Origin of the sequence: Chitinibacter sp. FCG-7 (genome assembly GCF_040047665.1) — a bacterium.
GTDB classification, from domain to species: domain Bacteria; phylum Pseudomonadota; class Gammaproteobacteria; order Burkholderiales; family Chitinibacteraceae; genus Chitinibacter; species Chitinibacter mangrovi.
On the sequence record NZ_CP157355.1, the window covers coordinates 2,381,830 to 2,397,965 of the forward strand.

Below are 16,136 nucleotides of genomic sequence, written 5' to 3' on the forward strand. Positions count from 1 at the left end.
AAACCACACCTTTTGGGTGTGGTTTTTTTCAGGGTGATGTCAGTTTATTGCTTGGTTTCTACTTGGGCGAGTGTGGCTTGCGCACTGTCTTCATTTGAGACGCTCGCCTGTACGTCTTTGCGGCGACGGCGAGCAGGTGCTGCAACGGCAACTTCTTCCGCTGCGACAGCCGCTGCAGAGCGGGTTTCAACCAGTTGTAATGGCTCCGCAGTCACTGTCGTTTCAGTGGTGTTGCTTTGCACATCCTTGCGGCGACGGCGTTGTGGTAGCGCTGGCTCGGCTTCGGCAGCAGGGCTTGGCTCTGCGCGTGTCGCAACCTGAGTCAGGCCGACTTCGGCCGGGCTGGCTACAACAAACTCCGTAGCCGCAACAGGTGCTACTTCCGCGACGGCAGCAACAATTGGTGCTGGCTCAGCACTGGCTGCTTCTGCAGCAGGTACTTCGCTGGCTATTTCTACCGTAACGTCTGCAGCTGCGCTGCTTGTAGTGTTTTCAGTTGCAGTTTGTACCGCCTCAGTAACAGGGGTAGAGGCTGCTTCGCTTGCGATGGTCGCCGATGCTGCCACGGGTGTTGCTTCTTCTACCTGTACTTTCACAAGCTCTACCGCTGGAGCGCTTGGCTCGCTTGCCGCTGGTGTCGCAACTGGTGCTGCTTCGGCTACTGCGGTGGCCTGTGCGGTTTCTGCCGCTTGTTGGGCCTGCTGCTGCAAGATCACCTCGTTAGGCACAAAGGCAGGTGCTGTAACTTCTTCGGTGTCTGCTGTCGTGCTGTTGTCAGCCGTATGAGTGCGATCATTGCGGTCGCGACGATCACGGCGGCTGCGACGACGGCGATTGCGTGTTTCACCATTTGCTTCTGTATTCGCGCTTGGCTCAGCGGTCGCTGCATCATTCAGCTCTAGTGCAGGTGTATTCAATGGCTCCTGCACTTGCTCTGCGCGCGCTTCCTGACGCTGGCGCTCTTCGCGCGGTTGACGCTCGCCACGAGGAGGGCGCTGTTGACGCTCTTCGCGTTTCTGGATGTCTTCCTCGATGCGTGGTTTGCCAGAACGGTTGTTGCGATCAGTACGTTCCGGACGTTCGGCTTTTTCGCCGCGTTCACTGCGCTCGCGTGGCGCTTGGCCTTCACGATTTTCGCGATTTTCATTACGATCAAAGCGGCCATTACGACGCTCGTTGCGACCACGTGGTTGGCGTGGTGCAGGCTTGGCTTCTTCAACCGGTTTTGCAGCTTCCGGCTCGCTGCTAAACCACGCGACGATTTTTTTCCACAACGAAGTTTGTGCTGGTGCCACTTTTACTTCCGGTTTGCTAACACGTTCGGTGCTGGCGGGAGCCGGTTGCGCTGGCGTAATGCCTTTCACCGCCGCTTCCTGACGCTTGGCTTGTTCTTCTTTGGCTTTGCCAGGCTTGTAACCTTCTTCGGCAGGTTGTTCCACCATGCGGTATGATGGCAGGGCATCTTCGTAAGACAATACGTCTTCCGAGCGCACGCGAGTAATGCTGTAGTTTGGTGTTTCCAAATGCATATTTGGAATCAGCATCACGCCAACTTTCAGGCGAGCTTCAACGGCGAACAATTCCGCGCGTTTTTCATTGAGCAAGAAGGTTGCAACATCCACTGGCACTTGAGCATGCAAGGCTCCGGTGTTTTCCTTCATCGCTTCTTCCTGAATGATACGCAGGATGTGCAAGGCCGATGATTCGATGCCGCGGATAAAGCCTGTGCCATGACAGCGTGGGCAGGCGATATGGCTGGTTTCTTCCAGTGATGGTTGCAGGCGTTGGCGAGACAATTCCATCAAACCAAAACGGCTGATTTTGCCGGTTTGCACGCGAGCACGGTCGTGATGAAGCGCTTCACGCACGCGGTTTTCAACGTCGCGTTGGTTTTTCGGGTTTTCCATGTCGATAAAATCGATCACGATCAAACCACCAACGTCGCGCAAACGCATCTGGCGCGCGATTTCATCGGCCGCTTCCAAGTTGGTGCGCAATGCCGTTTCTTCGATGTCGCCACCGCGTGTGGCTTTGGCCGAGTTCACGTCGATTGACCACAAGGCTTCGGTACGATCCAACACGATGGCGCCGCCTGATGGCAGGCTCACTTCACGCGAGTAGGCGGTTTCGATCTGGTGTTCGATCTGGAAGCGCGAGAACAATGGCACGTCGTCTTGGTAGAACTTCACCTTATGCACATTGTTCGGCATCACGTGGCTCATGAACTGCTGAGCTTGCTCGTAGATATCGCGCTTATCGATCAACAATTCGCCAATATCAGGCTGGAAGTAATCACGAATTGCACGGATAACGAGACTGGATTCCTGATAAATCAGGAAGGCACCAGTCTGGGTATTGGCTGCACCTTCAATCGCACGCCAGAGTTGCAGCAGATACCCCAGGTCCCACTGCAATTCTTCGGCGTTGCGGCCAATCGCTGCTGTGCGTGCGATCAGGCTCATGCCGTTTGGCGTTTCAAGTTGATCCATCGCGGCGCGCAATTCATTGCGCTCTTCGCCTTCGATGCGACGCGATACGCCGCCGCCACGTGGGTTATTTGGCATCAGCACGAGGTAACGCCCCGCCAAGCTGATGTAAGTGGTGAGTGCCGCGCCTTTATTGCCACGCTCGTCTTTTTCCACCTGAACAATCAGTTGCTGGCCTTCTTTCAGGCTATCAGCGATGCGACCACGGCCACCATCACCTTCGCTGAGGTAAGCACGGGCGATTTCTTTGAAGGGCAAAAAGCCGTGGCGATCGCAACCGTAATCGACAAAACACGCTTCGAGCGACGGCTCGATGCGGGTAATAATGCCTTTGTAAATATTGGATTTGCGTTGTTCTTTGCCGACAGTTTCGATGTCGAGGTCGATCAGTTTCTGGCCGTCGACAATCGCAACGCGTAACTCTTCGGCTTGGGTTGCATTAAAAAGCATACGCTTCATGGGTGTAGGGCTCCTGCGCGCACCCCACGGCAGAACTGTGGATTTTGACAGGCAGATCGATTGTGACGGCAGTTCGGCAATACAAAATTGCAACCTTTGCTGGCCGCTCATTGCTGGTATTCACCATCTTCGCCCCTGCTTGTATCAGGTTTGAGGCTGCATGCAGCGCGATGGGGCAGGCTTTCGTTTGCGGTTTGAATTCAAACGCATCGACAAGCTGGAATTAAAGCAAGCTGAACGGGGTTCAAAGCTAAAGGCCTAGCCGTGGGCTAGTTTGGCGGAAAATCGTATTGGCTTAGGAACTGGGTATCGTTACTCCGGTGATCTGTATGCTCTGTCGGGCGAACACCCAGCCAGCGTCTTGGCATGGCTAGGCGTATAAAATCCGGTGAGTGCGCTAATGTAATAAATCAATTACCATCGCTACTTCTTGTTGAGCGGTGAGCGTCATAACCGCCAATCACTGCTTTCACTAGCGTTGTACACCAGACACTTTCATTTTGTGAGTCCCGCGCAGCTGCTCTATGTCGAGTAGGCAACGTCATCCGTTACGGCGGGAAAGAAATCACAATCGTGAAAGTAGGGTACTCGCTGTAAAATAAGCGATTATTAATTCCAATATTGAGTCAAGACAGCTCGTAGCCGGCAGCCAAAATAGGTCTGCGCAAACGCGTTTGCTGTGGTCTTGACTCATCCCGTAAAGGCAGAGCCTTTGCGGGATAACCAGCTGCTTTATATTGCAGCGTGCCATAGAGTATATGCCAATATGTCCGAGACTAGCAAAGCGTCTGTGAGCTTCGTGACGGTCGATGAAGAAGATGCCGGTCAGCGGCTCGATAATTTCTTGCTTAAGCGCCTGAAAGGCGTGCCCAAAAGCCATGTTTATCGCATCGTTCGTTCGGGTGAAGTGCGGGTGAATAAAGGCCGTGCTGATGTCACGACGCGCGTTTGTGCGGGTGATGTGATTCGCCTGCCACCCGTGCGTGTCGCCGAGCAGCCCAAAGCGCCCAACAATGCCACGGCCGCTGCCGATACGATGCAATTGCCGATTGTGTATGAAGACGATGCACTGCTAGTGATTGATAAACCGGCGGGTATTGCCGTACACGGCGGCTCGGGGATCAGCTTTGGCGTGATCGAATTACTGCGCGCGCAGCGCCCGCAAGCGAAGTTCTTAGAGCTGGTGCATCGACTTGACCGCGAAACATCGGGTTTGTTGCTGGTGGCCAAAAAACGCAGTGCTTTGGTGAAAATGCACGAAGTGCTGCGCGAAAGCCATGGCATTGACAAGCGTTACCTCGCCTTGGTCGAAGGTGTCTGGCCGCATACGCGCTGTCACGTCAAAATGAAATTGCTGAAATACGAAACGCCCGATGGCGAGCGCCGCGTCAAAGTGCATGCCGATGGCCTTAGCTCGCACACAGTGGTCAATCGCCAGCAAGCTTGGCCTAGCGCGTCCTTGCTGGAGTGTGAATTGAAGACCGGCCGTACGCATCAGATCCGCGTGCATTTATCGGCCAGTGGTCACGCGATTCTGGGCGATGATAAATATGGCGATTCGGCGGTGAACCGGGCGTTACCCAAACAAGGCCTGCGCCGGATGTTCTTGCATGCCTGGCGCTTGACGCTCAACCATCCGCTCACTGGCGAGAAAATGACGTTGGAAGCGCCGTTGCCTGCTGATTTGCAGGCTTATATTCATCAACTCAATTCCAATCAATCCAACACGCAAGGTTAGGGCTATGTCACGACGTTTTGATTTGGTCGTTTTTGATTGGGACGGCACGCTCATGGACAGCACCGGCATGATTGCGCGCTCAATCCAGCGGGCTTTTGACGATGTCGGGCTAGCGGTGCCGAGCGATCAGGAGGCGCGCTATGTGATCGGTTATGGTCTGGGCGAGGCGATGGCGCATCTGGCGCCCAATGCGACCGAGGCGCAGATTCGCCAGGTGGTTGATGCTTACCGCACGCATTTTCTGGCCAAAGATCAGGATTTGAAGCTTTACGATGGCGTGGAAGAAGGGCTTGCCCGTTTGCGTGCTGCCAACTTCCGCATGGCGGTGGCCACTGGCAAATCGCGCGCGGGGCTCGATCGCGTGCTCAAGGCCACGCAGCTGGGGGGATTTTTTGAAGTTACTCGCACGGCTGATGAAGCTTTTTCCAAACCCCACCCAGCCATGCTTGAATACATCCTGGGGTATGCCGCTGTAGAGCCCGAGCGTGCTGTGATGGTGGGCGATACCACCCATGATTTGCAGCTGGCTTTGAATGCTGGCACGGCGAGCTTGGGTTTGACCTACGGCGCGCACGAAGGCGAAGCCCTGCTTGATTTGCAAGCGCTGGCTTTGTTTGACGATTTTAATTCGCTGATTGAATGGATTTTGACCCATGGTTGAAATTTGCAGCTCGGCGCAATTGCTTGAGCGTGGTCTGGCGGTGCGCTTTCAGGTCTTGCTGGCGGGCGTAATGAGGCCAGCGATTGCTTTGCGCTATGATGGTCAGGTTTACGCCTACCTGAACGAATGCGCGCATATTCCGATCGAGCTTGATTTCAACCCTGGTGATGTATTTGATCTCAGCCGGCAATATTTGATTTGTTCGACGCACGGCGCATATTATGATCCGACCACGGGTTTGTGTCTGGGAGGGCCGTGTAGCGGGCGGCGCTTGAAAAAATTACCCGTTGAAGAGAAAGACAATGCAGTCTGGCTGCTTGAGGAAGATAAATTATGAGTGATTCAATCGAGCGCGATGCGCTCAATGCCATTTTGACCGCTTCAGTGAAAGAGCAGCGCAGTGCGCGCCGCTGGGGGATTTTCTTCAAGCTGTTGACGTTCACTTATCTGTTTGTGATTCTGGCCCTGATGATGGGCTGGGTCGGCGGTCAGCAGAGCGAGAGTGCCTCCGCCGATGCGCATGTGGCGGTCGTGAATCTGCAGGGCGCTATTTCATCCGATAGCGATGCCAGCAGTGCGCTGATTTTGCAGGGATTGAGCAACGCTTTTGAAGACAAAAACACCAAGGCCGTGATTTTGCGCGCCAACAGCCCCGGCGGTAGCCCGGTGCAGTCGGGCATGATGTACGACGAAATTGCACGCTTGAAGAAGAAACATCCCAAAATCCCGTTTTATGTCGTGGTTGAGGATGTGTGTGCTTCCGGTTGCTATTATGCCGCCGTGTCGGCCGACAAAATTTTTGCCGATAAAGCGTCGATTGTCGGCTCGATTGGGGTATTGATGGATGGCTTTGGTTTTACCGGCACGATGGAAAAACTGGGCGTCGAGCGGCGCCTGATCACCGCCGGGGCCAATAAAGGTTTCCTCGATCCGTTTTCGCCACAAAGCGAAGAGCAAAAGCAAAAAGCGGTCACCATGCTGGCTGAAGTGCACCAGCAGTTTATCAATGTGGTGAAGCAAGGGCGTGGCAAGCGTCTGGTGCAAGACAATCCTGATCTGTTCTCGGGTCTGGTCTGGTCGGGTGAATCGGCCCTCAAGCTGGGTCTGATCGACGCGCTGGGCTCGGTTGATAGTGTGGCGCGCGATGTGGTCAAGGTGGATAACGTCGTCGATTTCACGCCACAGCCTACCTACGCTGACCGTTTGGCGCGCCAGCTTGGTGTCGCCGTCGCGACGACGCTGGGCGCCAAAATGGAATGGCAGCTGAAATAATCTACTATGGGTATGTGGCTGTAGGCTAATTTGGTATTGGCTCGTGGCGATATACCCATTGATCGAGGCAGATATGGCGCGTAGAAAAAGAGTCGAAGAGCATGAAAACCACGAGCGCTGGCTGGTGTCGTATGCCGACTTTATTACGCTGCTCTTTGCCTTTTTCGTCGTGATGTACGCGATTTCTTCGGTCAATGAAGGCAAGTACAAAGTCTTGTCCAATTCGCTGGTCGACGCCTTCAAGCAGCCCAAACAATCGGCCGATGCCATTCGCCTGAATGACCAGAATACACCCGGCGCGCCGCAAAAACTGATTGTGATCCCCGGCGCCACCATGATGCCCAATGCCGGGAAATTTGAAGAGCAAGCCAAGAAGATGCAAGGCATTGCCGGCGATTTGCGCCAATCACTGGGCTCCTTGATTGACCAGGGCAAGGTCAGGGTGACGCAGTCCAAACGCGGGATTGCGGTGGAAATCAGCGATTCGATCCTGTTTGCCACCGGGCGCGCCGATTTGCAGGAAGAATCAGCCAGCGCCCTGCTGGCTATCGCTGATCTGGTCAAAAATTCCGACAATCTGATCCAGATCGAAGGCCACACCGACAACCAACCGATCCGCGGCGGTTTATTCCCCAGCAACTGGGAGCTATCGTCAGCGCGTGCGGCCAGCGTTGTGCGCCTGTTTCAAAGCGCGGGCGTGGCACCGCAAAGAATGGTCGCGGTGGGCTACGCCGAATTCCGTCCTGTTGAATCCAATGATACTGTCGATAGCCGGGCCAGAAACCGCCGTGTGACTTTGAATATTCTGGCCGATAATCAGGATGAAGTCGCCGTTATCTCCCCCTGATCGTCCGCCCTGAACGCCATAAACGGAATACATCGAGAATCTGTTTGATGAATGCTCATGAATCAAGCCTAGATAAAGCCAAACACCCCGCAGTGGTAGAGCGCATCACCAAGCTGGTGTATCGCAATTCGGTTTCCGGGCAAATTATCTGCATTTTAATCTCGGCCGTGCTGGCGATGGCGTATTTTGGCCATTTGAGCCAGTTGGCGTTGGGCTACTGGATTGCGTCTACCTGGCTGATTGCCTTGTGGCGTTTGTACACCGCCCAGCAATATCATCAGGCTATCCAGAGTGCTCAGGTGGACTATGGCACCTGGAGCAAGCGCTTTTATCTGGGCGTCAATGTGTCTGGTCTGGTCTGGGGTGTAGGCGGTTTTATTCTGATGCAAAACGCCTCCGACTCGTTGCGACTGTTTACTGCGTTTGTGATGTCGGGCGTGGTTTCGGGCGCGGTACCGATTCTGGGGGCGCACTATCAGGCATTTCGCAATTTCACGCTGTTTATTTTATTGCCCGTGCTGGTGTCGGCTTTGCTGGGGCAAGGCTCGCTCGATACTGTGCTGGCGATCATGTGTTTTATGTATATGGTCGTCGTCATTAAAGGCGTGCGCAATTACAACGAAGCAATTATTGAAAGCATTGTGCTTGAGCTTGAGCAAAAAAATCTGGTCAGTAATTTGCAGCAGGCGCGCAATGCGGCCGAAGCGGCCAGCCGGGCCAAAAGCGAATTTATTGCTAATGTCAGCCATGAAATCCGCACCCCGATGAATGGCATCGTTGGCATGGCCAATTTACTGGCCCAATCGGATCTGGACGAGCAGCAACAGCAGGAGCTGGCGGTGATTTTATCGTCGTCCGATTTATTGCTGGCACTGGTGAATGATGTGCTGGATATTGCCAAGATTGAGGCAGGGCAATTTGAAATCGTCGAAAAAGATTTCGATCTGGCTGTGCTGCTCAATAACACCAATAAGATGTTTGCCGTAACGGCGAAAAAGAAAAACGTCGAGTTGATCCTGAAAGCCAGCTATGCCGGCAATTGGTGGGTGCACGGCGATGCGATTCGCCTGCAGCAGATTCTGGTTAATCTGCTGGGCAATGCGGTTAAATTTACGCACGCAGGCCGGGTCGAGCTCGATTGCCATGTGGCCGAAAATCGCCTGCAATTTGCCGTGCGTGATACGGGAATTGGTATCCCACCATCCCATCTGGCGCGTATTTTTGATGCTTTTGTTCAGGGTGATGGTTCGCTGTCGCGCCAGTACGGCGGTACCGGTTTGGGGCTCACGATTGCCAAAAAGCTGACCGACTATCTGGGCGGTGAATTAACCGTCAATTCCGTACATGGGCAAGGCACCGAATTTTCATTTTCCATTCCCTTGAAAGCGGCCAAGGAAGCTGTTCACACCGAAAGTGCGCCAGCAGCAACCGAAAATCAGCTCCGTATTCTGTTGGCAGAAGATAATCCAACCAATCGTCTGGTTGCCACCCGGATTTTGCAGGCGGCCGGACATCAGGTAATTTGCGCCGAAAATGGTGAGGAGGCGCTCGGCTTGGCGCAGAGTCAGCAGTTTGATCTGGTTCTGATGGATGTCCAGATGCCGGTGATGGATGGGCTGGAAGCCACCAGGCTGATTCGGGCGCAGCAGTCGCAGCGTGCAATCCCGATTATCGCGTTGACTGCCAATGCCATGGATGCCGATCGTGATGCCTGTTTTGCTGCCGGTATGGACGGGTTTATTACCAAGCCGGTTCGGCCGGAACAATTGGCTGCTGCGATCAAGGCTGCACTCGAGTCTGGCCGATCCTAGCTTTGCTGCGTGGATTGTGATCAATCCGTTCGCCCTCTATAAATAAACATTGGCGTACAAGGTAAGCGGGCGTGGATAATTTGAACCTGATTGATGCGGTGGATGTCCCCGAGTTGCTGGGGAAAATCGAATCCTGCCTGTTGCAGGATGTCGATCAGGCATTGATGCTGAGTTCTGCGCTGCAGCAGCGTTGCAAACACCTGTCGCTTGAGCCCGAACTGAAGGTGCATGTCTACCTCAACCATGCCAAGGTGTTGTGGAGCTCGGGTAATTTGCGCCCGGCTTTAAGGCTGATCAACCGGACGATCCAGCTCTCCAACCAGTTGCCGCTGAATCATTTTCGGGCTGAGATTTATCTGACGCGCGGCAAAATCAACTACAACCTGAAACGTTATTCGGCAGCCATTGACGATTTTGCCCTTGCCGCTGATGTTGCGGTTGATTTGCTCAGTGTCGACGTCGCAATTGAAGCCTATCTGTATATCGGTAGCATTTATATTGTCTTTGGCAGGCACGACCAATCGTACGAAGTGCTCAATTTTGGCTACAAAATGGCGCACGCCATCAATAGCGCCAAACTGATTTCCAAAAGTGCCATTTTTCTATCCGGCTATTTGCTTGACCAGCATCGCTATCAGGATGCGTTAAGAATCATGTACCAAAGCGAGCCTAGCTTGCTGGAATACGGCGATATGACCTGGCTGATCGAGTGCGGCAAAACAATGGCGGTTTGTTATCAGCATCTGGGTCGCGAGGAAGATGCCGATCTGTATTTCAATTGCATGCTGGCCATTGCCAAAGGCTTGAATGTCAAATGGGCGGGTGCCTTGGTCGCTATCAACTATGCCCGCTTTTTGCTCCTGAAAACACAATCGGCTCAAGCGATTGAAATGCTTGATTCGGCGGAAGAAAATCTGGCTGATTTCGACGATGTTTATTTGGCGCAGCAAAGTGCTGAGTATCGTGTATCGGCCTACAAGCAGCAAAAAGATTATCAAAATGCTTTGCACGGGCTTAAAAAACTGGAAACCATCAAACTAAGATGGATACAGCTTAATGCTTCAATTCGCGAAGTGAACCGCTATGGCCGCTTTAATGATTTGCAGAAAGTCATTACGCTGGTCGATAAAACCCGGCAGGAATTTGAAAGGCTGCTGGGTTTGATTATTTCCCGCAGCTCGATCGGCAGAGAGAGCGTGCTACTGGAGAAATGTAAAAACCTGCCTGCCGCAGAGACCATTTTCCTGATGAAAATCGATGCCCAATTGATGTACCGGCGTTTGGTGGAAAACAAAGTCGATTCGGTTTTTCGCGAGTTATGCATGGACGGCGATTTATGGGTGCGCACCATCACCGGGGAGTATCTGGTCTATTTTGCCGATTCGCCGCGCGAGCACGCTGCGCTGCTGACTGGGACGATTACCGATTTTCCCTGGTCCTGGCATGAGTGTGAAAATCCGAAAATAGAAGCGCACTGGCTAACGCCAGCTGAAGCGCTGTTGAAGCTGCAAGCACGGGTTGCCTGATGAGCGCGCATTTTCCGGAACTTGATACCCGAATTGCCGAACTCATTAGCGGTATCGAGCTGGCATATTGGGAGTCAAACCAGTCGCAGCATGACGACAGCAAGTCTTTGCTTGAGCTGTGTTTGCAATGCAAGCACCCGCTGTTGGGCTATGCCTATCTGCTGTATGGACGCACTTTAATGCTGGTGGGCGAGCTTGAGCAGGCCTTGCTGATGATGGAGCAGGGGGTGGCGTGGTGTCGCAAGAAAAAAGACCAAGCCCATTTGGCTCTGGGTTTGCTCTGGCTCGGTTCACTGCTCAGTAAACAGAAAAAATATCCTCAGGCTTTGAAAATCTGGGTCAAGTCGCTTGATCTGGCTCTGGCGCAGGAAAATCTGGAAATCGCCGTCGAGATTTATCTGAATCTTGGCTGCCTTTATTTGATGCTGGGTTTGCGTGAGGAATGTTATGCCATTCTGATGGATGGCTTTTCTCTGGCCGAAACCATTAATAATAAAAAGCTGATTGCAAAAAGCGGTGTTTTTCTATCTGATTTTTTGATCGAATCGGGTCAGTATTTGTCGGCAATGTCGATTATTGCCCGCTCCGAGCTCGATATCATCCGGCATGCCGACTTTACATGGGTGATTGAGCTGTGCAAAAACAAGGCATGCTGTTTATGGAAAATGGGGTACGCCGAAGATGCCATGGCCTGTTTTGAATCGGGCATTATTCTGGCCAGAAAATTTGATCTGGCTTGGGCTTGTATCATGCTCTCGATTGTTTACGCCGAATTTTTGCTTGAACAAGAAAAGGCCGGATTAGCCCGGCAGCATCTGGACAATATTCGATCGTATTTCAATGCCTATTCGGATGCCGAGCTTTACCGTAAATGGTGTTTTGTACATTATCAATGTGCCAAAGCGGAAAAAGATTTTCAGCTGGCATTGGCATCATTAAAAGCCCATCAAGCCTGCCAGACGCATTCAATCTTTGAATTTGTGCTGTCCAGCACGATGGTCAAGCTGAAAACCAGTTTAAAGAAACTCTATCCGGGTTTAAGGCGGGATTTTCGCAATATCACCCATCTGGGTGATGCGCCCAGTATTTTTATGACCATGAAGCAATTGCTTGAATTTAAAAAGCGTTGCGAAAGCGGCCTTGATTCAGCCAGGGTGATCGAAGTATGTGTACCCTGCAGGGGAGAAAAACAGGCCGAACAGCGGGTGTTACTGATTATCAACGACTATTGTTCGGTTAAGGACGTCTGGATTCGCGCATCGCCCGATTCCTATTATGTTTTTCCCAGTCATGAACAAAAAAGCCTGCATGCATTCTCGACTCGTTTGTTGCGGGCGATTGCCACCCAACCCTGGGCCCGGTTGAAAACAGCGCCCGTGCAGGCGCGGACGCGCATTTTGATGGTCAGCCAGGACTTTATCCGTCAGGTTGACCAGATTATTCAAAGAGGCTGGCATGACGCAAGATGATTTCACTGCATGCCTTGATCGGCAGGCGCAGTACCGGCTGAGAAATTACGATCAGGCGTATGAGCTGGCGCTTGAGCTGGAAAAGATGGCGGCAGGGATGAGCGATCCAGCCAGACTCGAATTGGCGCTTTACCTGAAAGGCGAAGCGCTGGAAAAACTGGGCAATTTTAGCGAAGCCAAATCGGTATTGCTGGCGCTGGAAAAGAAATTGCTACAGCGCAGCAAGAAAGAGTTTCTATTGCTTGATTTGTATGAGTGCCTCGGCAAGGCCTGCTACGCGATTGGCGAGCTGAATCTGGCGCTGGAATACTGGAGCGCCTGCCTTGAATTATCGCTTGAGCACCAATCAATTGTGCATTACATCAAGGCCTACACCGGTATTGGTGGTGTTTATCTGTACTACGGCTTTTTTGAAGATTCATTGCGGCATCACCTGCTGGCGCTGGATTACGCCAAAGAGCTGGATGACCCGGTGTTGTTAATGATGCTCAATTTGTGGCTGGGCAGTGATTACAATGAATTGGGTCAGTATGAGGAAGCGCTCAAGCATTTGTCGCTGGCGCAGAATTTCTACCGGCGGCAAGCCGATACCGGGCAGGTGAGCGAAGTCCTGATGCATATGGGCTTTTCCTATCTGGGGCTGGGCAATATTGTCGAGGCATTCAGGGCCTTTAATGATGCGGTGCAAATTGCCGAAAGTAACCACCATGCCTGGCCTATGTCGATGGCGCATCTGGGAATGAGCGAATTGTTTTTGCTGCAGGCACGCTATAAGGACGCGCTCAATTACGCACAAAAAGCCCAGGAATTCGCCGTGAGCGTCAAGTCGGTGCATCATGAGTTGCGTGCTTGCCGTGTCAAATCGGCCGCGTATGAAGGCTTGAATGAATTTGAAAATGCTCTGCTCGCCTACGAGCGGCATTATGAATTGTCGGTCAAGCTGGCGCAGGAAATCACCATGACGCAATTGCAGAGCAGTGCCTTGCGCCGGATTAACCGCTCTGAAATCCGTCTGAAATTATTGCGTACCGAGCAGCAGAAAAAGAATCTGGAAAACGAAAGCATTTTAAGACAGGCCGAGTTTCTGGCCGAGAAAAATGCCCTGATGGCTGTCAATCAGGCCAAGAGCGAATTTCTGGCGCTGGTGAGTCACGAAATCAGAACGCCGCTCTCCGGGGTTATCGGTATGCTGCGCCTGGCCAAGGCGCAGAAGGAGCTGCGGCCCAATACCCGTGAGCAAATCAGTATCGGGCTGGAAAATGCCGAAATGCTGATGGGCATTATTAATGATCTGCTCGACGCGTCAAAAATCGAGGCGGGCAAGATTTCAATCGAAACCATTCCGTTTGATCTGCACCGGATTATTGCCCAGGTTAGCGCCCTGTTTGCGCCCAAGGCCGAGGAAAAAGGTTTGGCGTTTCTGGTTGATGTCGCGCACTTGCCGCATGAAGGCTGCCTGGGCGATCCGACCCGCTTGCGTCAGGTCCTAATCAATCTGGTCAGCAATGCGATCAAGTTTACCGAGCAAGGTTCGGTCAAACTCGGTGCTTATCGGGATGGCGAACAGATCAAGTTTTCGGTGGTTGATACCGGCATTGGCCTGGATGAACAAAGTCTGGGGCGCATTTTCAACAAATTCGAGCAAGCCGATACCTCGACCACGCGCAAATACGGTGGAACCGGTCTGGGATTGTCAATCTGTCATGCGCTCATCGAATTGATGCAAGGCTCTATCGCCGTAACCAGCCAGCTGGGCGAGGGGACGTGCTTTCGCGTTGACGTGCCGCTTGAGCCGGTGCAATTGATGAGCGAGCCCGAAGCCGAACCGATCGTGCTCGCACCGCTGCCTTACCAGCTTAAAATCCTCTATGCCGAAGACATTGTGACCAATCAGCTGATTGTCGGCGCGCTACTCGAAGAAATGGGGCTGGGCTTGCAGGTGGTCGGCACGGGCTTGGCGGCCATTGAGGCGCTGGCCAAAGAGCAGTTTGATCTGGTGCTGATGGATGGCCGCATGCCGGTCATGGATGGCTTGACTGCGACCCGGCTGATCCGTCAGGGTGGGTATCAGGGGCTAACGGTCAATGACCCCGAAGTGTATATCGTGGCCTTGACGGCCAATGCTGCGCAGGAAGACCGGCAATTTGGTCTTGAAGTGGGAATGAATGATTATTTATTAAAACCGATCGATCCGATCAAGCTGAGAAAAGTCATTATGGATGCCTGCGAATATCAGTTAAACCGGGGCCGCAGCCTGCAGCCGCTGTTCAAGCCTGCTGCGGCGAGCAATCAGGCTTTGTCGGTGGACGATGTGCAGTTATTGCATCAGCTGGAGCTGGCGGGTGTCGCCGTCAACGAGGCCTTGCAGCGGCTGAATGGCAATGTGATGCGTTTCAAACGCTGGCTCTGGCAGTTTTTTCAGGAGCAGCAAAATTTCTTTGCCGAACTGGACGAGCTGGTGCTGGGACGTGATATTCCGCAATTGATCAGCAAAGTGCACGCCTTGCGTGGTGTGGCCGGAACGCTGGGCTTGACGGCGCTGTATGAGCAAGCGAGCTTGCTGGAGCAAAATCTGAACCACTTTACCCGGCATGGCGGGGTATGCCCAGACGCCAATCGCCTGAGTCAGGCCTGGGCACACGCACAGCAAACCATCTGGCCTCTGGTGCAGATAACCAGCCAGATCGTCGAGCATCAGCCTTTGTCCAAACCCTTGCCCAAACCCTACTGGCCGCAGGCGGGGCAATTGCAGCAAGCGCTGGAGTCCAATAGCCTCAGAGCCCGGCACAAGCTGCAGGAATTGCTGGTCTTGCTGGAGGACAGCCAAGCCAAAGCGTCGCTCGGCGGAGTGATTGCTGCACTGGACAGGCTGGATTATCCGGCCGCTTTGCAGGCTTTGCAGGCCATCATGGTTGAGGGCGCAGATGAATAGTGATTCATATATTCTGGTCGTCGATGACCAGATGGCCAATATCGAAGCGCTGGGCGAATTATTGGCCGATCAATACGATGTGCATTTTGCCCTCAGCGGGCAGGCGGCTTTGGCGCAGGTGGCCAAGTCCAAGCCCGATCTGATCCTGCTCGACATTATGATGCCGGATATGGACGGTTACGCGGTCTGCCGGCAACTGCAAAGCCAGCTTGAAACCGCCGATATTCCGGTTATGTTTATCACTGCGCTGGCCACGCCGGACGAGGAAACGCGCGGGCTGGACGCCGGGGCGGTTGATTACATTGTCAAACCGTTCAATCCGACCATTGTGCGCGCTAGGGTGCGCAACCATCTGGCCTTCAAGCACGCCAAAGATCAATTGCGCTTATTGGCACAAACCGATGGGCTCACTGGTCTGGCCAATCGGCGCTATTTGTTCGAGCGCTTGCAGGCCGAGCTGGAACGGGTGCGGGAGCAGGCGGCGCAGCCTTTTTCGCTGATCCTGATCGACGTCGATCATTTCAAGCATTACAACGACAGCCAAGGGCACGTGGCCGGGGACTTGTGTTTGCAGCGCGTGGCCGGCGTGCTCAAGGCCGAATTGCGCAATCCCGACGATATGATGGCCCGCTATGGCGGCGAGGAATTTTGCTGCCTGCTGCCGCATACCGGCTTGGCCGATGCCGAGCAGATCGCCCTGCGCATTTGCCGCCGGATCAATGAGCTGGCGATTCCGAATGCCGATGTCGAGCACGACGCGCAACGCGTGGTGACGGTGAGCGCGGGGGTGGCCTTGTGCACGGCAGCAATGGCCAGTGTCGAAACCTTGCTGCAGCAGGCTGATCGGGCGCTTTACACGGCCAAAGCCGCCGGGCGCAATCAGGTTAAGGTATGGGTATAGTCATGCAGGCTTTATCTGTATTGCTCTGTAGGGC

Annotated in this window: 11 protein-coding genes; 10 read left to right on the top strand and 1 reads right to left on the bottom strand. The window is 53.4% G+C overall.

The genetic code is table 11. From position 1 onward, the window contains the following. Window positions 1–44: 44 nt before the first annotated feature. Window positions 45–2,945, bottom strand: coding sequence for an Rne/Rng family ribonuclease (locus ABHF33_RS11245; RefSeq protein WP_348944055.1), 2,901 nt, complete (start codon window positions 2,943–2,945; stop codon window positions 45–47). A gap of 766 nt (window positions 2,946–3,711) precedes the next feature. Here ABHF33_RS11245 and ABHF33_RS11250 point away from each other — a divergent pair. The 10 genes from ABHF33_RS11250 to ABHF33_RS11295 all read left to right on the top strand — a co-directional run bounded on the left by ABHF33_RS11250 (window position 3,712) and on the right by ABHF33_RS11295 (window position 16,102). Next, the gene (locus ABHF33_RS11250) at window positions 3,712–4,683 is read left to right on the top strand and encodes an RluA family pseudouridine synthase (protein ID WP_348944056.1); all 972 of its coding nucleotides are present in this window, start codon (window positions 3,712–3,714) and stop codon (window positions 4,681–4,683) included. Between the two features lie 4 nt (window positions 4,684–4,687). Further along, a complete protein-coding gene (locus ABHF33_RS11255) occupies window positions 4,688–5,344 on the top strand; it encodes an HAD-IA family hydrolase (protein WP_348944057.1) in 657 nt (218 codons plus the stop codon). Next, window positions 5,337–5,681 carry a Rieske (2Fe-2S) protein gene (locus tag ABHF33_RS11260; RefSeq protein ID WP_348944058.1) on the top strand — a complete coding sequence of 115 codons (345 nt, stop codon included), beginning with the start codon at window positions 5,337–5,339 and terminating at the stop codon, window positions 5,679–5,681. The genes ABHF33_RS11255 and ABHF33_RS11260 overlap by 8 nt, the downstream gene beginning before the upstream one ends. Further along, window positions 5,678–6,616 (top strand): S49 family peptidase, encoded by a 939-nt coding sequence (locus ABHF33_RS11265; RefSeq protein WP_348944059.1) that lies wholly within the window; start codon window positions 5,678–5,680, stop codon window positions 6,614–6,616. The genes ABHF33_RS11260 and ABHF33_RS11265 overlap by 4 nt, the downstream gene beginning before the upstream one ends. 73 nt (window positions 6,617–6,689) lie before the next feature. Beyond that, on the top strand, window positions 6,690–7,463 hold the full coding sequence (motD, locus tag ABHF33_RS11270; RefSeq protein WP_348944060.1) for a flagellar motor protein MotD: 774 nt from the start codon (window positions 6,690–6,692) through the stop codon (window positions 7,461–7,463). A gap of 47 nt (window positions 7,464–7,510) precedes the next feature. Beyond that, entirely contained in the window at window positions 7,511–9,274 is a 1,764-nt protein-coding gene (locus ABHF33_RS11275; RefSeq protein WP_348944061.1) for an ATP-binding protein, read from the top strand. Window positions 9,275–9,345: 71 nt separating this feature from the next. Then, entirely contained in the window at window positions 9,346–10,800 is a 1,455-nt protein-coding gene (locus ABHF33_RS11280; protein WP_348944062.1) for a hypothetical protein, read from the top strand. After that, complete coding sequence (locus tag ABHF33_RS11285; RefSeq protein WP_348944063.1) at window positions 10,800–12,269, top strand: hypothetical protein; 1,470 nt, start codon at window positions 10,800–10,802, stop codon at window positions 12,267–12,269. The genes ABHF33_RS11280 and ABHF33_RS11285 overlap by 1 nt, the downstream gene beginning before the upstream one ends. Further along, entirely contained in the window at window positions 12,256–15,201 is a 2,946-nt protein-coding gene (locus ABHF33_RS11290; protein WP_348944064.1) for a tetratricopeptide repeat-containing hybrid sensor histidine kinase/response regulator, read from the top strand. The genes ABHF33_RS11285 and ABHF33_RS11290 overlap by 14 nt, the downstream gene beginning before the upstream one ends. Next, a complete protein-coding gene (locus tag ABHF33_RS11295; RefSeq protein WP_348944065.1) occupies window positions 15,194–16,102 on the top strand; it encodes a diguanylate cyclase in 909 nt (302 codons plus the stop codon). Before ABHF33_RS11290 ends, ABHF33_RS11295 begins: the two co-directional genes overlap by 8 nt. The last annotated feature ends 34 nt before the right edge of the window (window positions 16,103–16,136 follow it).

Excerpts from the sequence above, each read along its gene's own strand:
- ABHF33_RS11285 (WP_348944063.1), top strand. The coding sequence starts at position 10,800 with ATGAGCGCGCATTTTCCGGAACTTGATACCCGAATTGCCGAACTCATT.
- motD (WP_348944060.1), top strand. The coding sequence starts at position 6,690 with ATGGCGCGTAGAAAAAGAGTCGAAGAGCATGAAAACCACGAGCGCTGG.
- ABHF33_RS11295 (WP_348944065.1), top strand. The coding sequence starts at position 15,194 with ATGAATAGTGATTCATATATTCTGGTCGTCGATGACCAGATGGCCAAT.
- ABHF33_RS11265 (WP_348944059.1), top strand. The coding sequence starts at position 5,678 with ATGAGTGATTCAATCGAGCGCGATGCGCTCAATGCCATTTTGACCGCT.
- ABHF33_RS11275 (WP_348944061.1), top strand. The coding sequence starts at position 7,511 with ATGAATGCTCATGAATCAAGCCTAGATAAAGCCAAACACCCCGCAGTG.
- ABHF33_RS11255 (WP_348944057.1), top strand. The coding sequence starts at position 4,688 with ATGTCACGACGTTTTGATTTGGTCGTTTTTGATTGGGACGGCACGCTC.
- ABHF33_RS11290 (WP_348944064.1), top strand. The coding sequence starts at position 12,256 with ATGACGCAAGATGATTTCACTGCATGCCTTGATCGGCAGGCGCAGTAC.
- ABHF33_RS11250 (WP_348944056.1), top strand. The coding sequence starts at position 3,712 with ATGTCCGAGACTAGCAAAGCGTCTGTGAGCTTCGTGACGGTCGATGAA.
- ABHF33_RS11260 (WP_348944058.1), top strand. The coding sequence starts at position 5,337 with ATGGTTGAAATTTGCAGCTCGGCGCAATTGCTTGAGCGTGGTCTGGCG.
- ABHF33_RS11245 (WP_348944055.1), bottom strand. The coding sequence starts at position 2,945 with ATGAAGCGTATGCTTTTTAATGCAACCCAAGCCGAAGAGTTACGCGTT.